The organism is Parasphingorhabdus sp. (assembly GCF_039977335.1).
Taxonomy (GTDB): Bacteria; Pseudomonadota; Alphaproteobacteria; order Sphingomonadales; family Sphingomonadaceae; genus Parasphingorhabdus.
Genome location: NZ_JBDWDI010000001.1, coordinates 217,826 through 243,089 on the forward strand (window position 1 = coordinate 217,826; position 25,264 = coordinate 243,089).

Here is a 25,264-nt window from a genome sequence, read left to right on the forward strand (position 1 = left end):
CTCTCAAATAGTCTCTTTTGATATTGCTGATTACATTCCTTAATTATATATATTGTATAATAATAGTCAATCTTGCGAAGCACGGATGAAAACAGAAATTATGGCAACCACGGAAATTTCCCGATTTGATGACATTCACGGTTCAACCGAGTTGATGTCAGATGAAAGTGTAATTGCGCGCCTTTTCGATCATATCGACAATGGCACGACTGACAGGGGGCAATCGAGCTGGAAGGAGCCAACAGAAAACTATCGCTCAGAAAATCGGCTGGATACAGAATTGGCTCTGTTCCGCAGGCGTTGGATTGTCTTCTGCCCTTCCTCAGCATTGCCAAAAGCGGGTGATTATATCGCAAGAGATGCAGCTGGAATTCCGCTAATTATAGTCAGGGGAAATGATGGTGATGTGCGGGCTTTTCGCAACGCCTGCCGCCATCGCGGGGTTCAGGTTGCCAGTGGTCAGGGTTGCACCAGCATATTTGTCTGCCCTTATCATGGTTGGTCTTATGGCACTGACGGCGCGCTACGTAGCGCACCGCATAGCGATGGGTTTCCTGGACTCGAAAAAGAAACGCGGGGCCTGGTTTCGGTGGACTGTTTAGAAAAGGCGGGATTGATCTTCGTCAGACAAGGCACGGATCACGATGATAACAAAGACGCGCCTGATTTACCGGATGTGGTCCCAAAGAATTTTCGTGTGGTCAAAACGGAAACGTCGGAAATTCAGGCAAATTGGAAATTGCATCTCGAGAGCGCGCTGGAAGGTTATCATATTCGTTCTACCCATCAGACAACCTTCTTTCCGGTTCAATATGACAATTTGACCGTGGTTGAGGCGTTCGGTGAGAATAGTCGCATCGCCTTTCCTTATCAGGCAATTGAAGGATTGCGCGACAAACCAAAATCAAAATGGTCCGCGAACGGTCGAATAACTTTTGTTTATCACCTTTTCCCCAATATCATAATTTCAACCTTTCCTGATTGCATCCAAGTCGTCGTCATTGAACCTCTCGGGCTTGAATTGACACGTCAGCACATGTTTCTTTTGACAGATTGCGCAGAAGGCGGCGAAGCTTTGGATGCTGTTTTCAAGGGACAGGAGTTTGCTGCCAAAGGAGCTGTCGAAGATCGCGATATAGTAATGTCCGCACAACGCGGCTTGAAAAGCGGTGCAAACGAGTTTTTGGAATTCGGCTTGTTTGAAAGTGCGATTGGAAGGTTTCACAAAGCCCTGACGCGAGAATTAGAAATCATGGGCTCCTAGCGCCAGATAAAATTGTTGAAACTATTGGACCGCCATGGGCTGGTTGCAACGAATAGCAGCGGACTTCAAACGCAATAGACCTGACTTGAGTGTTTTTGCCAACATTCTTTCTGCTCCTATAGCGGACGCTAACGCCGACACATTATGTCTTATCTTTCGTGCCCGAGCCTAATCCAGATGTTCATTCACGATTGTGCGAACGTCTATTTGGGCTTTCAGGCGCGCCGCCAGCAAGGCTGTGCCGCTGATTTTTCGCTGAATGAAGAGCAGGTCGGTGGGCGGAATGTGCCAGGCTGCTTTGTCGGCCGCAACGTCCATGCCCTGTTCGCTTAAAGCATCGACAAAGCTGCGGTCGTTAAAGTCAAACAGGCCAGGGCGGTTGAGTTCACCGAGGATGATGTCGATCATGTTATCAATGCGCGGGCGGTGCTTGGTCACCGCTGTTTCGCTGACAAATCCAGCCGCCAGCGCCGCTTTGCGGACAGCAGTGCGATCGCCTTTAAATGCCGCCTTTAAGAGCCGTTTATAGGCCTTGGCTATATCGAGGCCTACAGGCCGGGTTGCGCCAAAGTCGAGTAATATCAGCTTCCCTGTATCTGGTTGATAGCGATAATTGGCAAAATTGGGATCGGATTGGATGATCCCGAATTCAAATATTTCGCGCAGCACCAGTTGAAACAGCAAATGCATGGCGGTGTTGCGAGTGTCTTGTGGGGCGTCAGCGAGCGTCTCAATGGCCTTGCCCTCGACAAAACTCATCGCCAACACGCGATCAGTTGTGAATTCTTCGTCGAGGACCGGGACGATATATTCTGGCGCATCGGCAAGCAGTTCCCCGAACCGCGTCAGATATTGGCCTTCGCGCACATAATCGGCTTCTTCGTGCAGTTGCTTCTTGGCTTCCTTTAGTAGCGGCCCGACATCAAGTTCGCGTGGCAAGAGATTGGATATTTTCAACAAGGCCGCGACATTGTCGACGTCAGCATCAATGCTTTCCTGTACGCCCGGATATTGCACTTTGATCGCAAGATCGCGGCCATCAGGGGACATGGCACGATGCACTTGCCCGATGGACGCTGCGGCAATCGGAGTGGCGCCAAAGCGGGCAAAGCGTTTCCGCCAATCCGGCCCCCATTGTTCTGCCAATACCTGCTGCAGCTGTTGCGGCGGCATACGGTGCGCATTCTGGCGCAGCCGTGCCATGATCTCGGCTAACTCGGGTGGCAGCATGTCACCGGCATCCATCGAGATCATCTGACCCAGCTTCATTGCCGCGCCGCGTAAGTGAGACAGCCGGTCTGCGACCCTTGAAACATTTCCGGGCGTCAGCATCATATCCCGCATGGCAGGCCGCTCGCCATTGGCCAACCGGCGTGCACCTTCGGCCATCATGCCTCCTGCAACGCCGCTAGCCAGTCGGCCAAATTGTCCGAACCGGGAGAGGCGTCCGCGCGGAACCGAGCGGCTTTTGGGATCGTCCTTATCCGTTGTCATTATTCACCATCCCCGGCTGCCCGCTATACCTTTGAAAGGGCCTGCTAGTTTGCTGGTGATCCAGCCGCCATAAAATTCGCCCGGTTGCGGGATAACGGTTTCTCCATCAACCGAGCAGCGATCAAATGGCGCAGCATAAAAAGCAACATGGTCGCGCAACATCGCAAAAGTTTCGCTGGGATTGGGATAGCTCCAGCCGACACGCGGCAATAAGACATCGCCGACAATCACATCCCAATAAACTGCCGCGCCTTTCCATTCACAAAAGGAACTGCCTTCGGCGCGGCGCAGCACGCCGGGCATAAGGTCATGTGGAGGCATATAATAGCTGGGCGGATGGCTGGTTTCGAGTGTGCGGATGCTGGACTGCGTGTTGGCGACGACAATTCCCCGATGTTCGATCATAATCCGGGAGGAGCTTGGCTCCGCAATGGCCGGGCGAGGATAGTCCCATACGCTTTCTTGGCCCTCTTGAACTGGGTCAGGCTTTGGTCTGATCATGACTTTATCCTTCCGCCGACAATTTTTTGCAAATGCGGCCGAACTTGCAGGAATAGCAAATATAGCCGTTCAAGCAGTTTCAATATCCATGATCGCCGCGCCGCCAGCCCTAGCGGGCGCAGTAGCGGAACCGCTCGCCACATCGCCGCGAATGCCGCAGCGCCGGAATGTAATGTCCCATTTTCCGAAGCGTGAAAGCGATCCATCATCAATTTTCGGTCCACCGGGCAGGGCGTTTCAAAGCGAGTCAGATCGACAAATTCAATCGCTTTCTTTCTATCCAGACGCTTCATGAGGGCCATTTCCCGTAGGCATAAAGGGCAACTGCCATCATACCAGACTGTAACATCAGTCATATTCACATACTCGTTCTTTGGGACATATTGCCCGATCAATTTTCCCGTTAGATGCCTGGTTTCGGGATTAACAAACCATCAGGCGCGGCATAGGCCGTCTTGTTTGGACAACGCCATACGGCCGAAAGACATAGTTATGAAAATTGCCATTATCGGCTCCGGACTATCCGGATTGGCTTGCGCCGACCAACTGCGGACCGCCGGGCATCAGCTATTCCTGTTTGACAAAGCGCGCGGCCCCGGCGGCCGGATGTCAACACGGCGCATCGAAAGCGCGGCAGGCGACATAAGCTTTGATCATGGTGCGCAATATTTCACCGCTCATGACCCGTCTTTCCAAATTGTTGTAGATGGATGGGGAAAACTGGGCGTGGCTAGCCGATGGCCTGTGCTGCAAAGCAGCCAGATGCCGCTATTCTGCCAGCCCAGCCATGCCCGCTTTATAGTCCGGATATAAAGGCTCCCAAGCCAAAAGCCGCTTTGCTTTGCTATTAGCCACGCGGCGATTTTCCTCGTAAAATCCCAAGGCAGATGCGGACAGATCAGCTTCTTCCAGCGATAGCAATGGTGGTGGCGTCACACCAATAAGCTGCGCCGCATGAGCGATAACCTCATGCTGCGGCGCGGGCAGGTCGTCGGCTATGTTGTAAACACCCGCCGGACCATCAAAAGAAGCAACAACACCGGCAATGATATCATCGACATGGATGCGGCTGAATACTTGGTCGGGTACATCAATGCGTTTCGCCTTGCCCTGCTGAACTCGGGTGATCGGGTTGCGGCCCGGCCCATAAATGCCAGGAAGACGCAGCACACGGACATCATCGCGCAATGCCTGCCAACCAAGGTCTGCATTGCTGCGGGCTTTGCGCCGCCCGGAACCAATGGGCGCGCTTTCGTCCACCCATGCGCCTTTGACATCACCATAGACCCCGGTGGACGAGAGATAACCGGTCCATTGCAAAGACGCGGTTTTGATCACGTCCCCATAGCGATCCAGCACCGGTTCGCTGCCATCGCGGGCTGGCGGGACGGACGACATAATATGGGTGGCTTCGTCAATGGCTGCCAACACGGCCGCCTCATCGTCAAATGCGATCGCTCCGTCTGCTGTTTCCCGGCGTGTACCGGTCACCTGCCAACCGTCAGCACGCAGTCGATCAGCCAAGCGTTTGGCTGTGTAACCCAAACCAAAGATCAGCATATGGGGCATAGGCTATTCTTTCTCCAAGTCATCGGGCTTCACGATGACCGGGTTCTCTGTATTTTTCGCCTTCCAGTCCATCGCCATTCGCACCCGTGTAGCGCCGGATGGGTGATCGAAAAACAACATTTCCTCAATCGGTCCCGGTTCAATCTTGCGATATTCGGAAAGCCGCATCGCAACTTTGGCAAAGCCGTCCGGTTCTTTAGCAGCGTTGAGGCCGAAGAGATCAGCATCGCTTTCATTCACCCGGATGAGCGTATTGAGCGCCGGTGTTGCCGCCAAGAAATAGACCGTCAACAATATGCCGAATAGCGGTAGAGCAGCCGGATCGGTCATATCTCTGATACCCCATTTTTCGCCATGGCGGTCGATTAATTTGGGCGCGATCCGTGCGATGAAAAACAAGCCAATGGCCATGATCAGAGCGATAATGAAAATCGAACGCCAAGTATGGCCCAGCACATAATGGCCGAGTTCATGCCCCATAACCGCAGCCACTTCTTCCGGATCGGTGCGTTCGAGAAGATTGTCATTCAGCGAAATGCGAATGGTGGGTCCAACGCCGGAAACATTGGCGGAGATCCGTTTATGCTGTTTGGATTGGTTGAAGACATAGATATGCTCAGTCGGAACATCATGCTCGGCAGCCATGGCCACAATACGGTCACGCAGCGGTCCGGGCTCCATCTCCGTATATTCGTTAAACAAGGGTGAAATGAACACAGGTCCGAGCAGCAGGCCGATGAACAGAAATATCGAGATTACGCCAGTTCCCCAAATCCACCATGTCTTTGGCGCGCGGCGGATGACGCCAAAAATGGCCATAATCAACAGAGGGAAAACCAACAAAGTGATGAATAGCCCCATGGCTTGCTCGCCAGTCCATTCGCCAAAGCTCTGGCTCATCAGATCATATTGTTTTTCGCGAAAAAAATCGGTGTAGATGACCCAGGGCAGGGTCAACAGGAAGCTGGCAAGCAGATAGGGTATCGAGGTCAGCCATGTGACTGCCCATGCGCGCTTTACTTTTCGTTCCGCCCATGCGCGAAAAGTGGATGACAAGCGGGACTTCAAGAGGAAGAAGTCCACCAGAAACGCGACAACAGCGCCCCAGAGGGTGAGCCAATAGCCGCCTTCAAAATAGCTATTGGATTTTTCCAGCTCTTCGCCTTGCAACGTGTTGATATAAGCGCGCGTGGCGGTTTCGACATCGAACGCTCCGGCAGCAGCTGTTGCCATTGCCGGAATAGCCAATGCGGCAATGAGTAGTAACAACTTGCCTATGGCGGGTTTGGAAAATGCCACGATCAGGCCTCCTTGAGAATTTTTTGCTCAACTGTATTATAAATCCAATACAGTCAAGTTTGATATTTTGATTGTCGTAAACTGCCGCCGGTCATAAAGCATAGCCATGCTAGATATCCAAAAAACCGATGCAGCCATGCCTGCGACCGAGCCCGCCATCATCCGCCGTGAAGATTATCGTCCGCCGGCCTGGTTCATACCGACCATTGCGCTCGATTTTCAGCTGGGTCTGGATCATACGGTGGTGTGTTCCACCCTTGATGTGCGTCGCTCGAAATCGGCGAAACATCAGGAGCCATTGTTGCTTGACGGGGACGGCTTGATTCCAACGTCGATCAAAGTGGATGGCGCGGCGTGGACGGATTGGCAGCTGATCGACGGCAACTTGCAATTGCCACTGACAGGCACGTCGCATGAAGTGGAAATTACGGTCGAGATTGATCCCTCTACCAATACGCAGTTGATGGGGCTTTATGCATCGCAAGGGATGTTATGCACCCAATGCGAAGCAGAGGGCTTCCGCCGGATTACCTTCTTCCCCGACCGGCCCGATATTTTGAGCCGCTATTCGGTGCGGATGGAGGGTGATAGAAAGACTTTCCCGATCCTGCTGTGCAACGGTGACAAGGTCCAGGAAGGCGAGGGTGAGAACGGCCGTCATTGGGCGCAATGGAATGACCCCTGGCCCAAGCCGAGCTATTTATTCGCGCTGGTCGCAGGTGATCTGGTCGCCAATTCGGATAGTTTTACCACGCGTTCGGGCAAACCAGTGGAACTGAATATCTGGGTCCGTGATGGTGATTTGCCGCGTACCGGCCATGCGATGCAGGCGCTGAAAGACTCGATGCGCTGGGATGAAGACGTCTATGGCCGCGAATATGATCTGGGGTTGTTCAACATTGTCGCCGTGAGTGATTTCAACATGGGAGCGATGGAGAACAAGGGGCTGAACATATTCAATTCCCGCTACATATTGGCGGATCCGGAAGTTGCGACCGATGCGGACTTTGACGGGATTGAAGGTGTGGTTGCCCATGAATATTTCCACAATTGGTCAGGCAACCGTGTCACCTGCCGTGACTGGTTCCAGCTTAGCCTGAAAGAAGGCTTCACTGTCTATCGCGATCAGAGTTTCTCCGCAGATATGGGCTCGACTGCGCTCAAACGAATTGAAGATGTCCGTATCTTGCGGGCCGCCCAATTTCCGGAAGATGGTGGACCGCTGGCCCATCCGATCCGCCCGGAAAGCTATCAAGAGATTTCCAACTTCTATACTGCCACCGTATATAACAAGGGCGCGGAAGTCATCCGGATGATGGCGACCTTGCTCGGTGCGGAGCAGTTTCGCAAAGGCACCGACCTCTATTTTGACCGCCATGATGGCGAAGCTGCGACCTGCGAGGATTTTGTCACCGCGATGGAAGATGGCGGAGATATCGACTTGAAGCAATTCCGCGGCTGGTACCGCACGCCCGGGACACCCCGTGTGTCCGCCGAACTGCACCATGATCCGCAAACTGGAGTGGCAACGCTCAACCTGAAACAGAGCCTGGCTGCGAGCGGCTTAGCGCCCAAGCCATCTGAGATGGTTGTCCCGCTGAAAATTGCGCTGCTGGATCCTGAAACTGGTCGGCATGAGGGTGAAAAGCTGATCACACTTGATCAAGCAGAGCAGAGTTTCACTTTCGAAGGCCAGAAAGAGTATCCGATCCTCTCGATCAATCGCGGATTTTCGGCGCCGATCCTTCTCGAAAGCAGCAGGACAGCCGAAGAATTGGCCTTTCTGTCATCCCATGATGATGATCCGTTTGCGCGGTTCGAGGCGATGCAGCAATTGATGACCAGTTATCTGGTTGCGCAGGTGGCCGGTACGCCAGCGGATCGCGATATCATCCTGCAAGCCATTGGCGCAGTCTTGGCGGATGAAAATATCGACCGGGCATTTCTGGCAGAACTCATACAGCTGCCTAGCGAAGCCTTTCTGGGCGATCAGATGGTCGAAGTTGATCCCCAGGCGATCCATGACGCGCGGGAGAAATTACGTGGCAAAATTGGTGTCCAGTTTGAGCGGAAATTCCGCAGGCTGTATAAGCAATGTGTGCCTGGTGAGTTTTCGCTTGATGCTGCGGCACGGGCAGACCGGAAGCTCCGCAATGTCACGCTGAGCTATATCGCGGCATCGCAGGTGGAGGATGCCGCGGAGCTGGCATTTGACCAATATCGGGACGCTGACAATATGACGGCTATGCAGGGTGCGCTTAGTGTCCTGTCTCATATGGATGCGGATGAGCGAAACTGGGCGTTTGAAGATTTCTTCAAGCGATTCAAAGACAATGCGCTGGTGCTGGATAAATGGTTTACGCTGCAAGCCCTGTCGCAGCGCAGCGATACTGTGAAGCGGATCGAGCGTCTTGCGAAGCATCCCGACTTCACCTTGTCCAACCCCAATCGCGTGCGGGCTCTATATGCCGGTTTCACCAGCAATCCGGTGCGGTTTCATGGCCCATCGGGCAAAGGCTATCAACTGATCGCCGATATGGTGATCGCGTTGGACGGGCAAAATCCGCAAACGGCGGCACGTTTCATTCCACCGTTAGGCCGCTGGCGCCGGTTCGAACGAGGCCGGTCCGAATTGATGCGGCTAGCACTCGAGAAAATTGCAGCCACGCCGGGCCTGTCGAAAGACGTGTCCGAGCAAGTGGGCAAGAGCCTTGCCTGATCAAAGCCCATCAGCGGTGGACATCACGACATCACCGCTTTTGGAGGGCGCGGCTCACGGCTTCCTTGGTCGGGCAGGCGGACTTTCGAAAGGCATTTACGCCGGATTGAATGTCGGCCTTGGTAGCGACGATGATCGCGGTGCCATAATCGAAAATCGCCAGCGGGCAAAAGCGGCAGTCTTGCCCGATAGCGAGTTGGTAACATTGCATCAGGTACATAGCGTCGATGTCGTGACAGTCACCGAACCCTTTGGACTGGATGTGCGCCCGCATGTCGATGCGATGGTAACGAACCGGCCCGGACTCCTGCTGGGTATATTGACGGCCGATTGTGTGCCGGTGCTATTCTATGATCCGGCGGCACAGATTATCGGCGCGGCCCATGCCGGGTGGAAAGGCGCTATTGGCGGGGTAACGGACAATAGCATATCGGCGATGGAAGAACTGGGTGCATCGCGGGATAACATATCCTGCGCTATCGGTCCTTGCATTGCGCAGGCGAGCTATGAAGTCGATTCTGGATTTCAGGAACGCTTCGTTGATGAAGACCCTGACAATTCGCAATATTTCACAACCGGCAAAGCTGATCATTTCCAGTTCGACATCGAAGCCTACGTTGCCGAGCGCTTAGCCAAGGCCGGTATTGCAAAAATCGACAAGCTTGGCCTCGACACCTATGCGCATGAGCATCGCTATTACAGCTACCGCCGTTCTTGCCATCGCGGCGAAGCGGGCTATGGTCGGCAGATATCGCTGATTGGACTGCGAGCTTAGCTTTATCCCTGCAGAGATAGGGGCTTGAGGGGAAACACATGAACGCGCAACGCGTCGGACTTTTTGCTGGCTTAGCGGTTTTTGTCACCATGCTGTTAGTGCCGGCCCCGGCGGCGATGAGCACCCCGGCATGGCATGTCGCAGCGCTCACGATTCTGATGGCGACATGGTGGATGACACAGGCAGTGCCGCTTACTGCGACCGCTTTGCTGCCGTTTCTAGCCCTGCCGGTAATGGACGTCATGGACGTGAAGGCAACGGCCAGCCAATATTATTCGCCGATCCTGTTCCTGATCCTCGGCGGAGCGTTTCTAGCGCTCGCGATTGAACGGGTCGGCCTGCACCGACGGCTGGCGCTGGCGATTGTCAGCATGGCGGGGAAAAGCGCATGGGGCATTTTAATCGCCTTCATGGTTGCCACGGCCTTGCTGAGCATGCTGATATCCAACACATCTTCGACCTTAATCATGATACCGATTGCGGTAGCGGTGCTGGTCGCGGGTGGGATAAAGGATGGCGAAACCGAAGGTTTTGCTGGCGCCCTGATCATGGGCGTGGCCTTTGCCGCTTCCATCGGCGGGCTGGGCACATTGGTGGGCAGCCCGACCAACGCTATTGCCGCTGGCCTGATCAACAAGACATTGGGTATGGATATCGATTTTCTGAGCTGGCTTATGTTCGGCTTACCCATTGTGATCATCGGCCTGCCAGTATGTGCCGCTATCCTGATCACGGTTCAGAAAGTGGGCAAGGATAGTTTTGACGGCGCCGGTGCCCGGGCCGCAATCGGATCAGCCGGTCCCTGGAGCCTGCCGGAAAAGCGGGTCGTGCCGGTGGTGGCTATCGTAGTTCTCGGCTGGCTGTTCCTACCGCAGATCAAGGCCGTGCTTCCAGCTGGTGCTGTGCATGACGGCAGCATCGCGATATTGGGCGGCTTGCTGTTATTCATTTTACCTGACGGTACCGGACGGAAATTGCTCAATTGGGATGAAGCGGATCGCGCGCCATGGGGCGTGATCATGATGTTCGGCGGTGGCTTGGCCTTAGCGGCTGGTATTATTGAGTCTGGTCTGGCCGACTGGTTGGGGCTGGCGCTTGCACCGCTTAAGAACGTGCCGGTGATTGTGATTGCCATAGCGTTGGTCGCACTGGTCATTCTGGTCACCGAATTTGCGTCCAATGTCGCGACGGCCAGCGGGATCATGCCTGTTGTCGCCAGCCTGATCCTCGCCACTGGCGTCGATCCGGTTTTGCTGGCAATGCCCGCAGCAATGGCGGCGAGCTGGGGCTTCATGCTGCCTTCCGGGACGGGGCCGAATGCGATTGCCTGGTCAACCAATCATATCGAATTGCCGAAAATGCTGAAATCAGGGCTGATGCTCGACTTGGCCGGGATACCGATCATCATCGGCTGTATCTGGATGGTTTCATTTGTAATCAGTTGAGTTTTGCGGCATGGCGCTTTCAAGATAATTTACGCTGGAGAGAGAATTTATGTCCGATCAAAATGACGATCCAATTGTTCCGGTAACGCCCCGCCGCATGCCAAAGGCACCGATTGAGAAAATTGGCGGACGCAAGCTGAAACCCGCCACTTTGATGATGGGCCATGGCTATGATCCTGTCCTATCCGAGGGCTCTCTCAAGCCGCCAATTTTTCTGACATCTACTTTTGCCTTTGAAAATGCCGCAGCTGGCAAGCGCCATTTTGAAGGCATTACCGGCAAGCGTCCCGGCGGTGCTGACGGTCTGGTCTATTCGCGCTTTAACGGCCCCAATCAGGAAATTCTCGAAGACCGTTTGAGCATCTGGGACGAAGCGGAAGATGCGCTGGTTTTTTCCAGCGGCATGTCGGCCATTGCGACGGTTTTGCTCGCCAATGTCAATCAGGGCGATGTCGTGGTGCATAGCGGGCCACTTTATGCTGCCACCGAAACGCTGATTAACAAGATTTTGGGTCGCTTTGGTGTGACGTTCCTTGATTTTCCGGCAGGTGCGAGTCCATCCGAGGTTGCTGCTTTGCTGGAGCAGGCCAAGACGCAGGCCGCAGAGAATGGCGGTAAGGTTGCTATTGTCTATCTTGAGAGCCCGGCCAACCCGACCAACGCGCTGGTGGACATTGAGGGTGTAGCCGATGCCCGCAATCAGGTTTTTGCTGATGAAGCTGTTCCGCCGATCGCGATCGACAACACGTTCCTTGGCCCGCTTTGGCAGCAACCGCTGAAACATGGCGCCGATATAGTGATTTACAGCCTGACCAAATATGTCGGCGGACATAGTGATCTGGTGGCTGGTGGAGTCCTGGGTTCCAAAGCCCATATGGACCCGATCCGCGCGATCCGGAACACAATCGGGACCATCTGTGATCCCAATACCGCCTGGATGCTGATGCGCAGTCTTGAAACGCTGGAGCTGCGCATGACCCGCGCCGGTGAAAATGCCGAGAAAGTCTGTGCTTTCCTGCGCGACCATCCGAAAGTGGAAGGGCTGGGCTATCTCGGCTTCATTTCCGATGCGTCCCAGCAGGATATCTATGACCGCCATTGCAGCGGCGCCGGCTCTACCTTCTCGGTATTTATCAAGGGCGGGGAGGCGGAGGCCTTCGCGTTTCTGGATGCACTGAAAATCGCAAAGCTAGCCGTCAGCCTCGGCGGAACCGAAACTCTGGCGAGCCTGCCAGCGGCCATGACCCATTTGTCCGTGCCCGATGATCGCCGCGCGGCGCTTGGCATTACGGATAATCTGGTACGGATTTCCATTGGCGTTGAAGATCCCGACGATCTGATTGCCGATTTTGAACAGGCATTGGAAACGGTTTAAGCGGATTGATGCGCGGAAATGGATAGGGTCACACAGGGTCACACCCCCCAAAGCGGCAACATATTCCTGCCGATCACCTGTCTGGTGAGCGATATTCAAAACTGAGACAGAGCCGCCATTTTGTGTACCATAGCGGCCCGATTGTAGGAAAGCGTTCTATCGCGAGAGGGGCGTTATGTTCCTCTCCCTAAAGGGGAGAGGAATCAATTCCAGTCGAGTATTTTCCAGCCACGCTGCTTGGCCAATGCACGCAGCTTTGGTGTGGGCGTTGTCGCAACCGCTTCATCGGCAAAGTCGAGCATGGGGGCATCGCTGATATGGTCGGAATAGGCCCGGATATGCACGCTTTCTCGCGCCAAACCCTGTTCGTCGAGAAAGCTTTTAATCCGGTCCAGCTTGGCCACATCATAGCAATTTTCGCCGATAATCTCCGGCAGTACTTGCCCCTGTTCGTCGATTTTCAAACGCGTAGCGATGATATCATCAAAACCCAGTCGCGTTGCTATCGCATTAACATAAAGCTCGTAGGATGCGGTCGCGAGCACGAGCTTGCGCCCCTCTGCCCGGTCGGCTTCGACCTGCACGATCGCTTTGGCATAGCTATTTGTCTGGATCACCTTGTCGGCATAGCGTTCGATATGCGGCTCCAGCTGCGCGACGCTTGGCTTGCTGCCGAGCAATAGCCGCTGATTATAGGTTTTCAGATCCTTGCGGCTGATCAGTTTCAGACCATAGCCGATAAACCCGAACGGCAGTAGCGGCAGGAAAACCAACCGCCATGGCGCGCGCGCGAAAACCATGTGGAACAGGAACGGCGTATAGGTTCCCCGCACCGTAATTGTCCGGTCCATGTCGTAAATTGCCAATTTTGTCATCGTGTTCCATTTCCAATATTGTTGCTCTGTTAGCAGCAGCTTCAAAAATGTACCAAATAAATGACTTATCATAATGGCTTGAGCTTTCAGTGATTTTCAGTCACCAATGGCGGTGATGACAGTGCCGAGCGATTTTGTCGAAGAGATGATGGAAGATGGAGTGATGGCACTTCGTTTTTCTGGCGATCTGTCTATCGCCACTGTCGACGACTTGCCGGAACGGTTGAGCAGCTATGAAGGCGATGCGCAGAAGATTGATTTATCCGGTGTTGGCTATGTCGATACGGTAGGCGCTTGGCTGATCTATCGGACAGCGCGCGACATTAGGGTCGAGATTGTAGGGGCTGAACCCGCTGTTGATCAGCTGATCCGGACCGTGGGCGGTGTCGACCCTCCTACGGATGTGCGTCCCGATCCGCCTAATCCGATATTGCGGATATTGAATGACGTCGGGGAATCGACCACGCTGGCTATCAAGACCTTTGCCGGATTGGTCGGGTTTTTTGGCGCAGTGGTCGCCGCAGCCCTTTCTTTGATGCGGCATCCCGGACGAATCCGATGGAATGCGGTGATTCAACGTTTTGACGTTGTTGGCGTTCGCGCGCTGGGTATTGTCGGTCTTATGAGCTTTCTGATCGGACTGGTGATCGCACAGCAAGGAGCCGTCCAGCTTCGACAATTTGGTGCGGAAGTGTTTACCGTCAATCTGGTTGGCCGACTAACTTTGCGGGAACTGGGCGTGCTGATGACCGCGATCATGGTCGCGGGCCGGTCGGGTTCTGCTTTTGCAGCGCAACTTGGTACAATGAAACTTACCGAGGAAATTGACGCGATGCGGACCATTGGTGTGTCGCCAATTGAAGCGCTGGTTCTGCCAAGAGTATTGGCCACTGTGATCATGCTGCCCTTGCTGGGATTCTACGCATCCATCGTTGCCATTATCGGCGGCGGTGTGTTGAGTTGGGTTGCACTTGATATCCCGCCTGCCACTTTTTTCACGCGGATTCGTGAGGTGGTGCCCATTACCGATGTCTATGTCGGGCTTGTCAAAGCACCGGTATTCGGTGCTATTATCGCCGTATCGGGCTGCTATCAGGGAATGCAGGTCAAAGGCAATGCCGAGCAAGTCGGTTTTCGCACTACCGCTGCTGTGGTCCAGGCCATCTTCATGGTCATCGTCCTTGATGCATTTTTCGCGGTCTTCTTCACCTGGATCGGATGGTCTTGATGGCAGAAGAGCAACCGATCATCTGTGTCCGGGGTCTGCACAATCAATTTGGCGATCAGGTGATTCACCACGAACTTGATCTTGATGTCCGTCGTGGCGAAATTCTGGGCGTTGTGGGCGGATCGGGTACCGGTAAATCCGTCCTGATGCGCTCAATCATCGGCCTTCAAACACCGCAGCACGGCGATATTGAGGTATTTGGCGATCATCTACTGGGTCGGCCAGAGGCGGAAACGGTTGATATCCGCAAACGCTGGGGCGTCCTGTTTCAGGGCGGTGCGCTGTTTTCGACCTTGACCGTGGCGGAGAATGTTATGGTGCCGATCCGTGAATTTTATCCCAAAATGGATCGCGATTTTCGCCGGGAAGTGGCGAAATATAAGGTTGGCTTATCCGGGTTGCCGCCGGAAGCGGGGCCGAAATATCCAGCCGAATTGTCCGGGGGCATGAAAAAACGCGCCGGTGTGGCACGCGCGTTGGCCTTAGATCCGGAACTTCTTTTCTTGGATGAACCAACAGCCGGCCTTGATCCGATCGGTGCAGCGGCTTTTGATAATCTGATCAAGGAGTTGCAGAAAACACTCGGCCTGACGGTCTTCTTGATCACCCACGATCTCGACACGTTGCATGCGATTTGTGATCGCGTTGCCGTTTTGGCGGACCAACAGGTTATCGCCGTCGGGACAATACCGGAGCTGCTGGCCCTCGATCACCCATGGATTCAGGAATATTTCAACGGTCCTCGCGGCCGTATGGCGGCTCCGAAAGAAACCGGTGGAGGCTGAAATGCAGAATGAATCTAGAGATTTGTTGCAGGCAAGGATGCTGCCGGTCATAAAGGTAAGATAATGGAAACACGGTCCAATCATATTCTTGTAGGTGTTATCACCTTGACCTTGCTGGCTTTAGTGGCTGCATTCCTAGTGTGGATTGTCCGCTTTGGCGATGGCGCGCAGAAGGAATATGATATCTTCTTTGCACAGTCTGTGGGTGGTCTTGCCAAGGGTACAGGGGTAACTTTTGCCGGTGTTCCGTCAGGGCAAGTTCTGGATGTAGAGCTGTGGGAAAAAGACCCTGATTTCGTTCGGGTGCGTATTGCAGTCAGCGAAGAAACCCCAATCCTGCAAGGCACAACGGCGACCATTCAAAGCATTAGTTTTACCGCGCCGCCCAATATTCAACTGGATGGTGCTGTCAAAGACGCCCCGCCGATTGAGGAGTTGGGGCCGGAAGGCGTGCCTGTGATTCCGACTAAGCCCGGCGCTTTGGGTGAATTGCTCAACAGCGCACCGCTGGTTGTCGAACGATTGGCGACATTGACCGACCGTTTGACCTTATTGCTGTCCGACAAGAACCAGGAATCGATCGAAGGTATTTTGAATAATACCGAACAGTTGACGGGTAGTCTCGCAAAGCAGGCCCCCAATCTGGAAGCGTTAATGACAGAATCTGCTGTTGCGATCCGCAATGCTGGGGAAACAGCCGAAAAACTCTCGGCCGTTGCGGATAATGCCAATCAGCTATTGAGCAATAATGGCGAGCCATTGGCGAAAAACCTTACCAAAACTTTGGCTGCCGCAGAGAAAAGCATGGCGGCGTTGAATGTCGTACTGGACGATGCGCGTCCCGGTGTTCAGCAATTTGGTAACAAGACACTGCCGGAAGTGGATCAATTGGTTCAGGATATGCAAGCGCTGACGAAGTCGCTGACGTCTGTGACAGAGCGATTGGATCAGGGCGGGGCCGGATCATTATTGTCGTCGCCGGCGCTGCCCGACTATGAACCAGGCAAATAGAGGGCACCAATGGGAAGACAGGGCTTTATGACCATATCGCATAAGATAAAATCCTTGGGGCTTTTGGCTGGCCTCGGCATTCTGAGTGGCTGTGTCAGTTTTGGCGGTGCAGAGCCTCCGCCATTTCTATTGTCACTGACCTCTGACTCGCAGGTCGATGCTGGCGCCGTGCGCGCCGGGCCGCAAGCGGGCGCTTTGGTGGTCCGTTTGCCTTCCACACCGCAAAAGCTCAACAACGTGCGCGTGCCGGTTCAGACAGGGGCGACAGGTATCGCCTATTTGAAAGAAGCAACATGGGTCGATAAGCCTGCCCGACTATTTCAGGGGCTGCTCACAGAAACGATCGCCGCCAAAAATAACCGTCTGGTGCTGACCCCGGTTCAAGCACAGGGCAGAGCCGATACGTATTTGTCTGGCGAATTGGTCAATTTTGGCCTCGATGGTCCCAGCTTGACCGTCACTGTCACCTATGATGCGGTAAAAATGCGCGAAGGCGAGCCGGTTGAGAAAAGACGCTTTGAGGCCAGCGAAACAGTGTTTGCAGCCGAAGCAGGACCTGTTGGTGAGGCGTTGAATAGCGCTGCGAATAAGGTCGTGGCAGAGGTTGCCGACTGGGTGGGTTGAGATAGCCGAGAATTGTGACGCCTAATTCTCGCCGTAAACAAATCCTTCAGGTTCCGGCCAGTCCATAGAAGTCGCTGCCATCACCCGAAATAGCCGTCCCATTTCATCGACATGTGTTAGCCGATGATGCGCGGCCCGAATTGACTCGGCCTGTTTAGGCACAGCTTCGGCCAGTTTTTTCGCCCGATGGTCAATCCCAAGCGCTTTCAACCATTGGCCCTGTTCTGCTGGACCATGGACCGACAAAAGGCGGGTCTTGGCGATATTGCTCAGGCTATGAAAATCAACATGGGCGGTGAGGTCTGAGGTTCCCGGGCTATCAAACGGGCTAATCGGCATATGGTCTTTGACAGCCTGAAGCGTGCTGCCGGTTCCCGGACGATCATAGCCATAGTCGATAATCAAAGCAGCACCACCTTGCTTGGCAATCCTGTGAGACAAGTCTCCCAAAATCTGAACGCTTGCTGGAGAGCTCTCCAATATTGTTCCGAGGGGTAAGCCAGCAGACGATTTGGAAACGGGGGTCTCAATTGCATGCATGCCCGGAACCGCAACAAATTTATTGCGATCCCGTGCAACCATATGGCGCCGCCATCCGTCTTCGGTCGAGACAAATTGCTCCACTGGCAAGGCATCAAAAAACTCATTGGCGACGACCATAAGCGGCGCGTCCGTTGGCAGGCTGTCAATGCTTTCATGCCATGCGGCACTATCGTGCAGTGCCGTCTGCTTGGCTTTTAATAATGGGCTGGTCTCGACAAAATGGATCTGCGGTTTGCAACCGAATTTCTCCATGGAGCGCAGCGCATCGGCTGCCAGCGTCCCGCGGCCGGGGCCGAGCTCGACATAATGAACATGGGCCGGACTGCCTTTACGGAGCCATAAGTCTGACAGCCATATGCCGACGAGCTCCCCGAACATCTGACTGACTTCCGGCGCGGTAACAAAATCGCCATCTTCACCAATCGGGTCTTTCGCCGCGTAATAGGCTGCGTTGGCGACACCCATATAATCGCTGAGACTGATCGGACCTTCACGGTCAATCTTTTCGGCGAGAATATGCGCGGCCGACTGGTTGTCAGGCAACGCTCTTGTCTCCAGCAGTCGGTTCAACACGGACGCGGCGGCCTTTCGATGTAAACACCAGATAGACACCAAGCAGCAGCATCGGAACAGTGAGCGTCTGTCCCATGGTCAGCCCCCAGCTAAGATTTTCGAGGCCTTTGTCCGGTTGACGGAAATACTCGACAGTGAACCGGCTGAGGCCGTAAACTAGCAAGCCAGTGCCGACCAGTTTGCCCGGATGATAGCGCGCATCGGTTTTCCAGAAGAGCAACGATGTTATGATGAAATAGAGTATCCCTTCCAGTCCGGCTTCATAAAGCTGGCTAGGATGCCGCGCGACTTCGCCGCCCATCGGGAAGATGATTGCCCAAGGCACATCGGTGGCCCGGCCCCAAAGCTCTCCATTGACGAAATTGGCAAGGCGGCCAAAGAGTAATCCGAACGGAATGACGCAGGCGATATAGTCACAGATGCGCAGGAAACTGAGTTTCTCTTTTCGTGAAATATACCAGATGGCCAGCACAACGCCCAAGACTCCGCCATGCAGCGACATGCCGCCGTTCCACACCTGCAATATCTCGATCGGGTTTTGCAGGATCTCCGGTTTATAGAAAAACACATAGCCAAGACGCCCGCCGAGAATGATTCCCAGCGTCGCGTAAAAGATCATGTCATCGGCATGACGACGGGCCAGTGGAGCGCCCGGTTCTTTGATTAGTTTCGTAAGATACCAATAGCCGATCAATATCCCGGCAAGATAGGCCAGTGAATACCATTTTAACTGGAAAAACCCAAGGTCAAGTGCGTTGGGAGACAGTCCCAATTCCTCAAATCGCGTAAATTGCGCCGCACTTGCAAGAATAATATCAATCAACTCTTTTCCCCGTTCGGTTTCATCGTCATATAGCAAGGGCATATAACGGGAAATTCTCCGATACCAAGAGGGAAACCCAAACTGACTTTGCGGGAGAAAATTAAAATGCCGTCGCCATTAGACACGATGATCAACGAAACGCTGGCTGCGATGACGCAACCGGGACAGCTTTTGGAGCTGGATAAGGTTCAGAAATATGGCGTGGACATGCCCATTTTCAAAAATGCCCCAAATAATGTTTCTGATTATTTTGCCTTTTTCTGCATGCAACATGCGGACAAGGAATTTCTCGTTGATGGCGATATCCGGCTGACTTTCAAGGATACTTATGCAGCTGCGCGCGTCTTGGCTGGCGGTCTCGTCGCTGGACATGGGGTTCAAAAAGGTGACCGGATCGGGATTGCGGCACGCAACTCGGCAAACTGGATCATCCTCGACATGGCGATCACGATGGCTGGTGGCGTGTCCACAAAACTCAATGGCTGGTGGCAAGGTGATGAGCTGGCTGATGGTATTGAGGATGTCAGTTGCTCGATTGTTTTTGCTGACAATCAGCGTGCTGCGCGTTTGACCGAATCGGGTCGCGACCATGGGGCCGAGATAGTGTTGTTTGAGCATGACGTGCCGCCGCTGGAAGGTTTGAAGGCCTGTTTGGCAAAAGGCGGAGATGCTGAAACCGCGCTGCCGCAAATGGGGCCAGAGGACAATGCGACGATATTGTTCACATCTGGTTCCACCGGGCGGTCAAAAGGTGCTTATGCGGAACATCGATCGGTTGTTCAGGGCGCGATGAGTTTTGTCGGTGCTTTTGCGGTTATGGCGCATCTCATGGAAAAGGCCGGAACATTGCCGGATATTCAGCCAACCGCATTGGTTGCTGTGCCGCTATTTCATGTTACCGCTTCCGTGCCCCTGATTCTCGTCAGCTTTGCAATTGGTCGTAAGCTGGTGATGATGAAAAAATGGGAAGCCGAAGAAGCGATGCGTCTCATCGAAAAAGAAAAAGTCACCTATTTTGTTGGCGTACCGCTGATGAGCATGGAAATTTATTCGCATCCCAAACTCGCCGATTATGATCTTAGCACCTGTGTTTCCATGGCCGCTGGCGGCGCGCCGCGTCCGGTCGATCATGTGAAGCGGATTAAGGAAGGCATGGGCAAAGGCTTTCCGCTCATCGGCTATGGTCTGACCGAAACCAACGGTGTCGGTTGTTCGAATACTAACGAAAATTATCTCGAGAAACCCGATAGCACCGGTCGCGCGACGCCACCGATTGTTGATGTCGGAATATTGGATGATGATGGCAATAAAGTAGCGCAAGGCGAACGCGGTGAAGTGTGTATCCGCAGCAGCGCCAATTTCACGGGCTATTGGAATAATGAACAGGCGACCAAGGAAGCCTTTACCAAGGATGGTTATTTCCGCAGTGGCGATATCGGATATCTCGATCCCGATGGTTATCTCTATATTGTCGATCGCAAGAAAGAGATTATCATTCGTGGCGGCGAGAATATCAGCTGTCAGGAAGTGGAAGCTGCGATATACAGTCACACTGCCATCGCAGAAGCCTGTATTTTCGGGGTGGATGATGAGCGGTTCGGTGAAGTTCCGGCACTGGTCTATCATGTTAAAGATGGAGAGAAACTAGCGCAGGATGAGCTTTTGGAATTTCTGAAAGACAAGCTCGCTCCGTTCAAAATGCCGGTACATATTTGGCAATATGAAGAGCCGCTGCCGAAGCTGGGTACGGCCAAAATTGCCAAAATCGTGCTGGCGAAAAAGCATCGGGAAATGCTGGCCGGCACCGGATGAATATAAGCGCCAATATACCCAAGCCGGCAGCTGATCCGGGAAAACGGATTGTCCGGCAGCGGGATATTGTTGATCGCCGCAAACTGGCCGAAGCGGTAGAGGCGCTGATTGCCGAACATGGGATAGGTCAAGCGCGGTCCAAGATATTGCCTTTGCTGCAAGAGGCGCTGGCGAATGGCCGGGCAGAGATTGGCCGGCGGCTGATTGAAAAGCCGTCTGCCGGGCATGAAGCGGCAGCGGCGCAGTCTTTTCTGATCGACCAGCTAGTGCGAGTTATCCACGATATTGCCGTGGGGCATCAATATCCAGTGAGCAACCCATCGTCTGGCGAGCGCATCGCCGTGATGGCAGTAGGTGGTTACGGGCGCGCAGAAATGGCTCCGCATAGCGATGTCGATATCGCCTTCCTGACGCCTTTCAAACAGACAAGCTGGACCGAACAAGCGATTGAAGCGATGCTTTATTGGCTGTGGGATCTGGGCTTGAAGGTGGGGCAAAGCAGTCGTTCTATCGACGAGATGGTCCGGATGGCCAATGAAGACCTCAGTATCCGCACCGCCTTGTTGGAAGGGCGTTATATTTGGGGTGACACCGGCGTTTACGAAGAATCCAAAGCGCGCTTTTATGCCGATGTTGTCTCCGGCACGGATCGCACTTTTGTCTCTGAAAAACTGGCAGAACGTGATGCGCGCCATGTCCGCATGGGTGATAGCCGCTATGTCGTCGAACCTAATGTCAAAGAAGGCAAGGGTGGTTTGCGCGATCTGCAGACGCTCTACTGGATCGGCAAATATATTCACCGGGTGGCATCCGCAGCCGAGTTGGTTGATGTTGGCCTGCTAACGACTGCTGAATTTAAGCGCTTTCGCAAGGCCGCGAATTTCCTGTGGGCTGTGCGTTGTCATATGCATGATATGACTGGTCGGGCGGAGGATCGTTTGACCTTTGACCTGCAACCGGAAGTTGCACGCCGGATGCGCTTTGCCGATCGGCCGGGCAAGTCAGCCGTAGAGCGCTTTATGCAATATTATTTCCTGAACGCCAAAGTTGTCGGTAACCTGACCGGCGTGTTCCTGGCGCATCTGGATGAAACGCATAACGCCGGCGTCCGGCGTTTCATTCCAAATATAACGCGGCGGCCCAAGAAGCTGAAAGGCTTTACACTGGACCGCGGCAGGCTCGCTTTGCCGGACGAAAGTTTCTTCGAAGAAGACCCGGTTCGGCTGATCGAGATTTTCCAGCTTGCGGACAAGCATGGATTGGAAATTCACCCGCTGGCGATGCGCGCCGCGCGGCGTGATGCTAAGCTTATCACCAACAAAATTCGCAAAGACCGCCGCGCGAACAAACTTTTTCTGGATGTGCTTTGCTCACCGCGTGATCCCGAACTAGTGCTGCGCTGGATGAATGAAGCCTCGATTTTTGGCCGTTTCATTCCCGATTTCGGCCGCGTCGTCGCGCAGATGCAATTTGACATGTATCATCATTATACGGTCGATGAGCATAGCATCCGCGCCATTGGATTGTTGGCACGGATCGGTAGCGGTGATCTGGTTGATGATCACCCCAATTCGACCGAAACGATCAAGAAGCTGAAAAACCGGCGGGTGCTATTTGTTGCGACGTTGTTGCACGACATTGCCAAGGGACGAGGCGGTGACCATAGTATCTTGGGCGCCGAAGTGGCGATGAAGCTATGCCCGCGGCTGGGGCTGGAACCCTATGAAACGGAATTGGTGGCCTGGCTGGTGCGGCAACATCTGTTGATGTCGGCCATGGCATTTAAGCGTGATCTATCGGATTTCAAAACCATCCAGGATTTTGTCAGCCAAGTGAAAAGCATAGAGCGTTTGCGCTTGCTCACCGTATTGACTGTCGTTGATATTCGCGCGGTAGGTCCCGGCGTCTGGAATAGCTGGAAGAGACAATTGCTGACCGATTTGTTTCAAGCGGCAGAGGAAATGCTGTTACTCGGTCACAAGCAGCGCGGCCGAAAAGAACGGATTACCGAGAAAAAGGCAACCCTGGCCGAGGCTTTGGATATTCCAAAACCGCAATTTACGAAACTCGCAAAACGCCTGACCGATCCTTATTGGATTGCAGAGCCGGATGATATTATCGCGCATAACGCCCGGCTGATGCTGCGGGCCGGTGAGGATAATTTGGCGATATCGGCAGATGCCTATCCGGAACGCGGTGCGACATTGGTCACCATTTACGCTGCGGATCATCCAGGACTCTTCTATCGGATTGCGGGCGGTATTCACGTCGCTGGCGGCAATATTATTGATGCTCGTATCCACACCACGCGAGATGGGATGGCGCTGGATAATTTTCTTGTTCAGGATCAGCATGGCCAGCCCTTTGCGGAAGATACGCAGCTTGAGCGTCTGAAGCAGGCGGTCGAAGATGCGCTCGCCAACCGCTCGAAACTGGCGACGAAGTTAGATGCCCGTCCGCTCGCCCATTCGCGGGCTGGCGCATTCAACATCGTGCCCAATGCGATGGTCGACAATGACGCGTCCAACCGCTTCACGGTTATCGAAGTGACTGCGCAAGACCGTCCGGCACTGCTCAATGAACTGGCCTATGCGCTATTCGAATCGAAAGTCACGGTGCACAGCGCCCATATTGCGACCTATGGCGAGCGTGCTGTGGATACCTTCTATATCACTGATTTGCTCGGCGGAAAGATTGAGAGCAAGGCGCGGTTAAATAGTTTGAAGAAGAAGCTGACCAAGGCTGCTACGCAAAAAGAACCGGAAAGCGAAAAAGCCTAAAGCTTGTCTTTCAGTGCTGCCAGAGCACCAAAAGGACCAGCCTCCTCTTCGCTTTTCAATCCGTTTTTTTCGGCAATGGCATCGGAGTCCGGTCCACGTGGATAGGGATCAAGCGCGAGATACAGGGTTTGCGCAACGGCCTCACCAAGATCGATCTGCGCTGCTTCATATTCTATCACGTCGCAATCTTCCGATGCGAGTTCCACTTCTTCCTCACTGGGAGGAATTTCGGTTTTCTCCACAAAGACAATGTTAAAATCTTCGGCAACAGCAACGGGAAAAGGCTGTCCGCTGATTGAACAGGCCTGATGCAAGTCGGATTGGATTGTGCCTTTGAAGGTGATCTCATGCTCCTTGGCCTCCAAGCGATAGTCTGCCACGATCGACGCGATCGTAGGCAGATCAAAGCGTTTGGCTAGCGCTTGCCTCTGAGCCTCAGTGGCAACAATCTTACCGGTCAAAGGCGCACCGCCAATATCGGATAGCTTAACGATCTGGGACATTTCCGGCGAGGGTAGTGGTTGTGATGCAGTCATGAGGATGCCTTTGCAATATTTCCGGCAATGACTTGATCGGTAGCTGTGCCAGTCAAATGATCATAAAAGCTCGTGAAATTTGTGGTTGTGAAATCTAGTGCTGCCGGTTCTGGGGCTTCTCCGCGATAGAGGTTGCGAGTCAGCGCGTCATCAATGCCTGCTTTGTTGGCGAAAGCATCGCGATAGGCACCGAGACGGCCGCCTAGCGCACCCATCATTTCGCCGACGCGTTTGCCGACGATCATATCACCAATCCCGATTTGCCGTAATTGCCCTTCCATATCTTTGACAAATAATTCGGTGAGCCAGGCGATTTCCTGTTTTGCATCTTCGGCTTGTTCCATTCGGATCAAGACCGCGCACAAAATGGCGGCAATCATGTCGAAACGGCCATCAAGCGTGTCCGGAACCGCGCCTTTCTCATACCAGTCGGGTCTGCGCCCCTCTGCAATCACGGCATTGTAAAGCGGCTGCATGACCAGATTGGGGTTTTTGCGCCCGAGTAGCTCATTCAAGAAAGACATTGTTGATTTGGACCCCGATTTCATTTTGGACGCCAACGGCTGACAGTCGCTTATGTTAAGACTACATACAGGGGATATTGATATTTGTACCGCGAGATGCAATGGGCCTTATGATAAGCAGGAAATAAACTGCTATAGTGATCGAAACTGCCTTGTTTTGCGCTGAAAGCCAAGAGGTAGTCGTTTTGGAGAATAGAGTTAATGCGTAGCCAATTGAAAATGCATGTGATGCTGACAGCGCTGGTCGCGGGCGGACTGGCCCTATCCGGTTGTTCGCAGGTTCGCGGCCATCAGGGCTATATTGTCGATCCGGTGCTCACCAATTCGATCCAAGCCGGTATTGATAACCGGCAGTCTGTCGAAGCGTCTTTGGGCCGTCCGACTTTCACCGGGCAGTTTGACGAAAACACATGGTATTATGTTTCGCGCGAAACCAAACAGCTTGCGTTTAACTCGCCGACTCCGAGAGACCAGATGGTCATGCGTGTTACTTTTGATCAAACCGGCAATGTAACGGCTGTTGATCGGACCGGTTTGGAGCTGGTTGCCAGCATCAGCCCCGAAGGCGACACCACCCCGACATTGGGCCGCGAACGCTCTTTCTTCCAAGAGCTATTCGGTAATATTGGCGCAGTCGGTGCACCGGGTGCGCAAGGTCGCAGTAACGACCCCACCCGACCTTAACGGCTACCCAAGCTGATTTGCTGCG

The 25,264-nt window shown here is 53.7% G+C and carries 23 protein-coding genes; 13 read left to right on the forward strand and 10 right to left on the reverse strand.

What is annotated here, in order from left to right:
* Window positions 1-85: 85 nt before the first annotated feature.
* Entirely contained in the window at window positions 86-1,264 is a 1,179-nt protein-coding gene (locus ABJM21_RS01040) for an SRPBCC family protein (RefSeq protein ID WP_348302423.1), read from the forward strand.
* 168 nt (window positions 1,265-1,432) lie between these two features.
* On the opposite strand, the gene ABJM21_RS01045 is transcribed toward ABJM21_RS01040, so the two are convergent.
* The 3 genes from ABJM21_RS01045 to ABJM21_RS01055 are packed head-to-tail and all read right to left on the reverse strand — an operon-like array spanning window position 1,433 to window position 3,615.
* Window positions 1,433-2,758 carry an AarF/ABC1/UbiB kinase family protein gene (locus ABJM21_RS01045; protein WP_348302422.1) on the reverse strand — a complete coding sequence of 442 codons (1,326 nt, stop codon included), beginning with the start codon at window positions 2,756-2,758 and terminating at the stop codon, window positions 1,433-1,435.
* Window positions 2,759-2,761: 3 nt separating this feature from the next.
* Window positions 2,762-3,256: a DUF427 domain-containing protein gene (locus tag ABJM21_RS01050; RefSeq protein ID WP_348302473.1), complete on the reverse strand. Its 495-nt coding sequence runs from the start codon at window positions 3,254-3,256 to the stop codon at window positions 2,762-2,764.
* A complete protein-coding gene (locus tag ABJM21_RS01055; protein WP_348302421.1) occupies window positions 3,256-3,615 on the reverse strand; it encodes a DUF393 domain-containing protein in 360 nt (119 codons plus the stop codon). The genes ABJM21_RS01050 and ABJM21_RS01055 overlap by 1 nt, the downstream gene beginning before the upstream one ends.
* A 136-nt stretch (window positions 3,616-3,751) precedes the next feature.
* Here ABJM21_RS01055 and ABJM21_RS01060 point away from each other — a divergent pair, with 136 nt between their 5' ends.
* Window positions 3,752-4,072: an NAD(P)-binding protein gene (locus ABJM21_RS01060; RefSeq protein ID WP_348302420.1), complete on the forward strand. Its 321-nt coding sequence runs from the start codon at window positions 3,752-3,754 to the stop codon at window positions 4,070-4,072.
* On the opposite strand, the gene ABJM21_RS01065 is transcribed toward ABJM21_RS01060, so the two are convergent.
* A complete protein-coding gene (locus tag ABJM21_RS01065; RefSeq protein WP_348302419.1) occupies window positions 4,028-4,828 on the reverse strand; it encodes an SDR family oxidoreductase in 801 nt (266 codons plus the stop codon). The two genes, ABJM21_RS01060 and ABJM21_RS01065, sit on opposite strands and share 45 nt — an antisense overlap.
* A 3-nt stretch (window positions 4,829-4,831) precedes the next feature.
* Window positions 4,832-6,127 carry a M48 family metallopeptidase gene (locus ABJM21_RS01070; RefSeq protein ID WP_348302418.1) on the reverse strand — a complete coding sequence of 432 codons (1,296 nt, stop codon included), beginning with the start codon at window positions 6,125-6,127 and terminating at the stop codon, window positions 4,832-4,834.
* 106 nt (window positions 6,128-6,233) lie between these two features.
* Between ABJM21_RS01070 and pepN the strand changes: the two genes are divergently transcribed.
* The 4 genes from pepN to ABJM21_RS01090 all read left to right on the forward strand — a co-directional run bounded on the left by pepN (window position 6,234) and on the right by ABJM21_RS01090 (window position 12,441).
* A complete protein-coding gene (pepN, locus tag ABJM21_RS01075) occupies window positions 6,234-8,846 on the forward strand; it encodes an aminopeptidase N (RefSeq protein WP_348302417.1) in 2,613 nt (870 codons plus the stop codon).
* Window positions 8,847-8,886: 40 nt separating this feature from the next.
* On the forward strand, window positions 8,887-9,621 hold the full coding sequence (pgeF, locus tag ABJM21_RS01080; RefSeq protein WP_348302472.1) for a peptidoglycan editing factor PgeF: 735 nt from the start codon (window positions 8,887-8,889) through the stop codon (window positions 9,619-9,621).
* A gap of 38 nt (window positions 9,622-9,659) precedes the next feature.
* Window positions 9,660-11,066 carry a DASS family sodium-coupled anion symporter gene (locus ABJM21_RS01085; protein WP_348302416.1) on the forward strand — a complete coding sequence of 469 codons (1,407 nt, stop codon included), beginning with the start codon at window positions 9,660-9,662 and terminating at the stop codon, window positions 11,064-11,066.
* 97 nt (window positions 11,067-11,163) lie between these two features.
* On the forward strand, window positions 11,164-12,441 hold the full coding sequence (locus ABJM21_RS01090) for a cystathionine gamma-synthase family protein (RefSeq protein WP_348302471.1): 1,278 nt from the start codon (window positions 11,164-11,166) through the stop codon (window positions 12,439-12,441).
* Window positions 12,442-12,644: 203 nt separating this feature from the next.
* Here ABJM21_RS01090 and ABJM21_RS01095 read toward each other — a convergent pair whose 3' ends face one another.
* On the reverse strand, window positions 12,645-13,316 hold the full coding sequence (locus ABJM21_RS01095; RefSeq protein ID WP_348302415.1) for an HAD-IB family hydrolase: 672 nt from the start codon (window positions 13,314-13,316) through the stop codon (window positions 12,645-12,647).
* Window positions 13,317-13,431: 115 nt separating this feature from the next.
* Here ABJM21_RS01095 and ABJM21_RS01100 point away from each other — a divergent pair, with 115 nt between their 5' ends.
* The 4 genes from ABJM21_RS01100 (at window position 13,432) to ABJM21_RS01115 (ending at window position 16,964) form a co-directional block, all read left to right on the forward strand.
* A complete protein-coding gene (locus ABJM21_RS01100; RefSeq protein ID WP_348302470.1) occupies window positions 13,432-14,544 on the forward strand; it encodes an MlaE family lipid ABC transporter permease subunit in 1,113 nt (370 codons plus the stop codon).
* A complete protein-coding gene (locus tag ABJM21_RS01105; RefSeq protein WP_348302414.1) occupies window positions 14,544-15,329 on the forward strand; it encodes an ABC transporter ATP-binding protein in 786 nt (261 codons plus the stop codon). Before ABJM21_RS01100 ends, ABJM21_RS01105 begins: the two co-directional genes overlap by 1 nt.
* A gap of 63 nt (window positions 15,330-15,392) precedes the next feature.
* Window positions 15,393-16,340: an MlaD family protein gene (locus tag ABJM21_RS01110; protein WP_348302413.1), complete on the forward strand. Its 948-nt coding sequence runs from the start codon at window positions 15,393-15,395 to the stop codon at window positions 16,338-16,340.
* 27 nt (window positions 16,341-16,367) lie between these two features.
* Entirely contained in the window at window positions 16,368-16,964 is a 597-nt protein-coding gene (locus ABJM21_RS01115; RefSeq protein ID WP_348302412.1) for an ABC-type transport auxiliary lipoprotein family protein, read from the forward strand.
* A gap of 21 nt (window positions 16,965-16,985) precedes the next feature.
* Here the strand turns inward: ABJM21_RS01115 and ABJM21_RS01120 are convergent, their stop codons facing one another.
* Both ABJM21_RS01120 and lgt read right to left on the reverse strand, forming a co-directional pair.
* Window positions 16,986-18,050, reverse strand: a complete 1,065-nt coding sequence (locus ABJM21_RS01120; protein WP_348302411.1) for an SAM-dependent methyltransferase — start codon at window positions 18,048-18,050, stop codon at window positions 16,986-16,988.
* A complete protein-coding gene (lgt, locus tag ABJM21_RS01125) occupies window positions 18,043-18,945 on the reverse strand; it encodes a prolipoprotein diacylglyceryl transferase (protein WP_348302410.1) in 903 nt (300 codons plus the stop codon). Before lgt ends, ABJM21_RS01120 begins: the two co-directional genes overlap by 8 nt.
* Window positions 18,946-19,008: 63 nt before the next feature.
* Here lgt and ABJM21_RS01130 point away from each other — a divergent pair, with 63 nt between their 5' ends.
* Both ABJM21_RS01130 and ABJM21_RS01135 read left to right on the forward strand, forming a co-directional pair.
* Window positions 19,009-20,715, forward strand: coding sequence for a class I adenylate-forming enzyme family protein (locus ABJM21_RS01130; protein WP_348302409.1), 1,707 nt, complete (start codon window positions 19,009-19,011; stop codon window positions 20,713-20,715).
* Window positions 20,712-23,495, forward strand: coding sequence for a [protein-PII] uridylyltransferase (locus ABJM21_RS01135; protein ID WP_348302408.1), 2,784 nt, complete (start codon window positions 20,712-20,714; stop codon window positions 23,493-23,495). Before ABJM21_RS01130 ends, ABJM21_RS01135 begins: the two co-directional genes overlap by 4 nt.
* Here the strand turns inward: ABJM21_RS01135 and ABJM21_RS01140 are convergent.
* Both ABJM21_RS01140 and ABJM21_RS01145 read right to left on the reverse strand, forming a co-directional pair.
* Window positions 23,492-24,031 carry a DUF177 domain-containing protein gene (locus ABJM21_RS01140; RefSeq protein WP_348302407.1) on the reverse strand — a complete coding sequence of 180 codons (540 nt, stop codon included), beginning with the start codon at window positions 24,029-24,031 and terminating at the stop codon, window positions 23,492-23,494. The two genes, ABJM21_RS01135 and ABJM21_RS01140, sit on opposite strands and share 4 nt — an antisense overlap.
* The gene (locus ABJM21_RS01145; protein WP_348302406.1) at window positions 24,028-24,555 is read right to left on the reverse strand and encodes a ubiquinol-cytochrome C chaperone family protein; all 528 of its coding nucleotides are present in this window, start codon (window positions 24,553-24,555) and stop codon (window positions 24,028-24,030) included. The genes ABJM21_RS01140 and ABJM21_RS01145 overlap by 4 nt, the downstream gene beginning before the upstream one ends.
* Window positions 24,556-24,756: 201 nt before the next feature.
* Here ABJM21_RS01145 and bamE point away from each other — a divergent pair, with 201 nt between their 5' ends.
* Entirely contained in the window at window positions 24,757-25,239 is a 483-nt protein-coding gene (bamE, locus tag ABJM21_RS01150; protein WP_348302405.1) for an outer membrane protein assembly factor BamE, read from the forward strand.
* The last annotated feature ends 25 nt before the right edge of the window (window positions 25,240-25,264 follow it).

Bases quoted from the DNA above. Each gene is read 5' to 3' on its own strand.
- ABJM21_RS01040 (WP_348302423.1), top strand. From the start codon at position 86: ATGAAAACAGAAATTATGGCAACCACGGAAATTTCCCGATTTGATGAC.
- ABJM21_RS01045 (WP_348302422.1), bottom strand. From the start codon at position 2,758: ATGACAACGGATAAGGACGATCCCAAAAGCCGCTCGGTTCCGCGCGGA.
- ABJM21_RS01055 (WP_348302421.1), bottom strand. From the start codon at position 3,615: ATGACTGATGTTACAGTCTGGTATGATGGCAGTTGCCCTTTATGCCTA.
- ABJM21_RS01060 (WP_348302420.1), top strand. From the start codon at position 3,752: ATGAAAATTGCCATTATCGGCTCCGGACTATCCGGATTGGCTTGCGCC.
- ABJM21_RS01065 (WP_348302419.1), bottom strand. From the start codon at position 4,828: ATGCCCCATATGCTGATCTTTGGTTTGGGTTACACAGCCAAACGCTTG.
- pepN (WP_348302417.1), top strand. From the start codon at position 6,234: ATGCTAGATATCCAAAAAACCGATGCAGCCATGCCTGCGACCGAGCCC.
- ABJM21_RS01085 (WP_348302416.1), top strand. From the start codon at position 9,660: ATGAACGCGCAACGCGTCGGACTTTTTGCTGGCTTAGCGGTTTTTGTC.
- ABJM21_RS01090 (WP_348302471.1), top strand. From the start codon at position 11,164: ATGCCAAAGGCACCGATTGAGAAAATTGGCGGACGCAAGCTGAAACCC.
- ABJM21_RS01095 (WP_348302415.1), bottom strand. From the start codon at position 13,316: ATGACAAAATTGGCAATTTACGACATGGACCGGACAATTACGGTGCGG.
- ABJM21_RS01100 (WP_348302470.1), top strand. From the start codon at position 13,432: ATGACAGTGCCGAGCGATTTTGTCGAAGAGATGATGGAAGATGGAGTG.
- ABJM21_RS01105 (WP_348302414.1), top strand. From the start codon at position 14,544: ATGGCAGAAGAGCAACCGATCATCTGTGTCCGGGGTCTGCACAATCAA.
- ABJM21_RS01110 (WP_348302413.1), top strand. From the start codon at position 15,393: ATGGAAACACGGTCCAATCATATTCTTGTAGGTGTTATCACCTTGACC.
- ABJM21_RS01115 (WP_348302412.1), top strand. From the start codon at position 16,368: ATGACCATATCGCATAAGATAAAATCCTTGGGGCTTTTGGCTGGCCTC.
- lgt (WP_348302410.1), bottom strand. From the start codon at position 18,945: ATGCCCTTGCTATATGACGATGAAACCGAACGGGGAAAAGAGTTGATT.
- ABJM21_RS01130 (WP_348302409.1), top strand. From the start codon at position 19,009: ATGCCGTCGCCATTAGACACGATGATCAACGAAACGCTGGCTGCGATG.
- ABJM21_RS01135 (WP_348302408.1), top strand. From the start codon at position 20,712: ATGAATATAAGCGCCAATATACCCAAGCCGGCAGCTGATCCGGGAAAA.
- ABJM21_RS01140 (WP_348302407.1), bottom strand. From the start codon at position 24,031: ATGACTGCATCACAACCACTACCCTCGCCGGAAATGTCCCAGATCGTT.
- ABJM21_RS01145 (WP_348302406.1), bottom strand. From the start codon at position 24,555: ATGTCTTTCTTGAATGAGCTACTCGGGCGCAAAAACCCCAATCTGGTC.
- bamE (WP_348302405.1), top strand. From the start codon at position 24,757: ATGCGTAGCCAATTGAAAATGCATGTGATGCTGACAGCGCTGGTCGCG.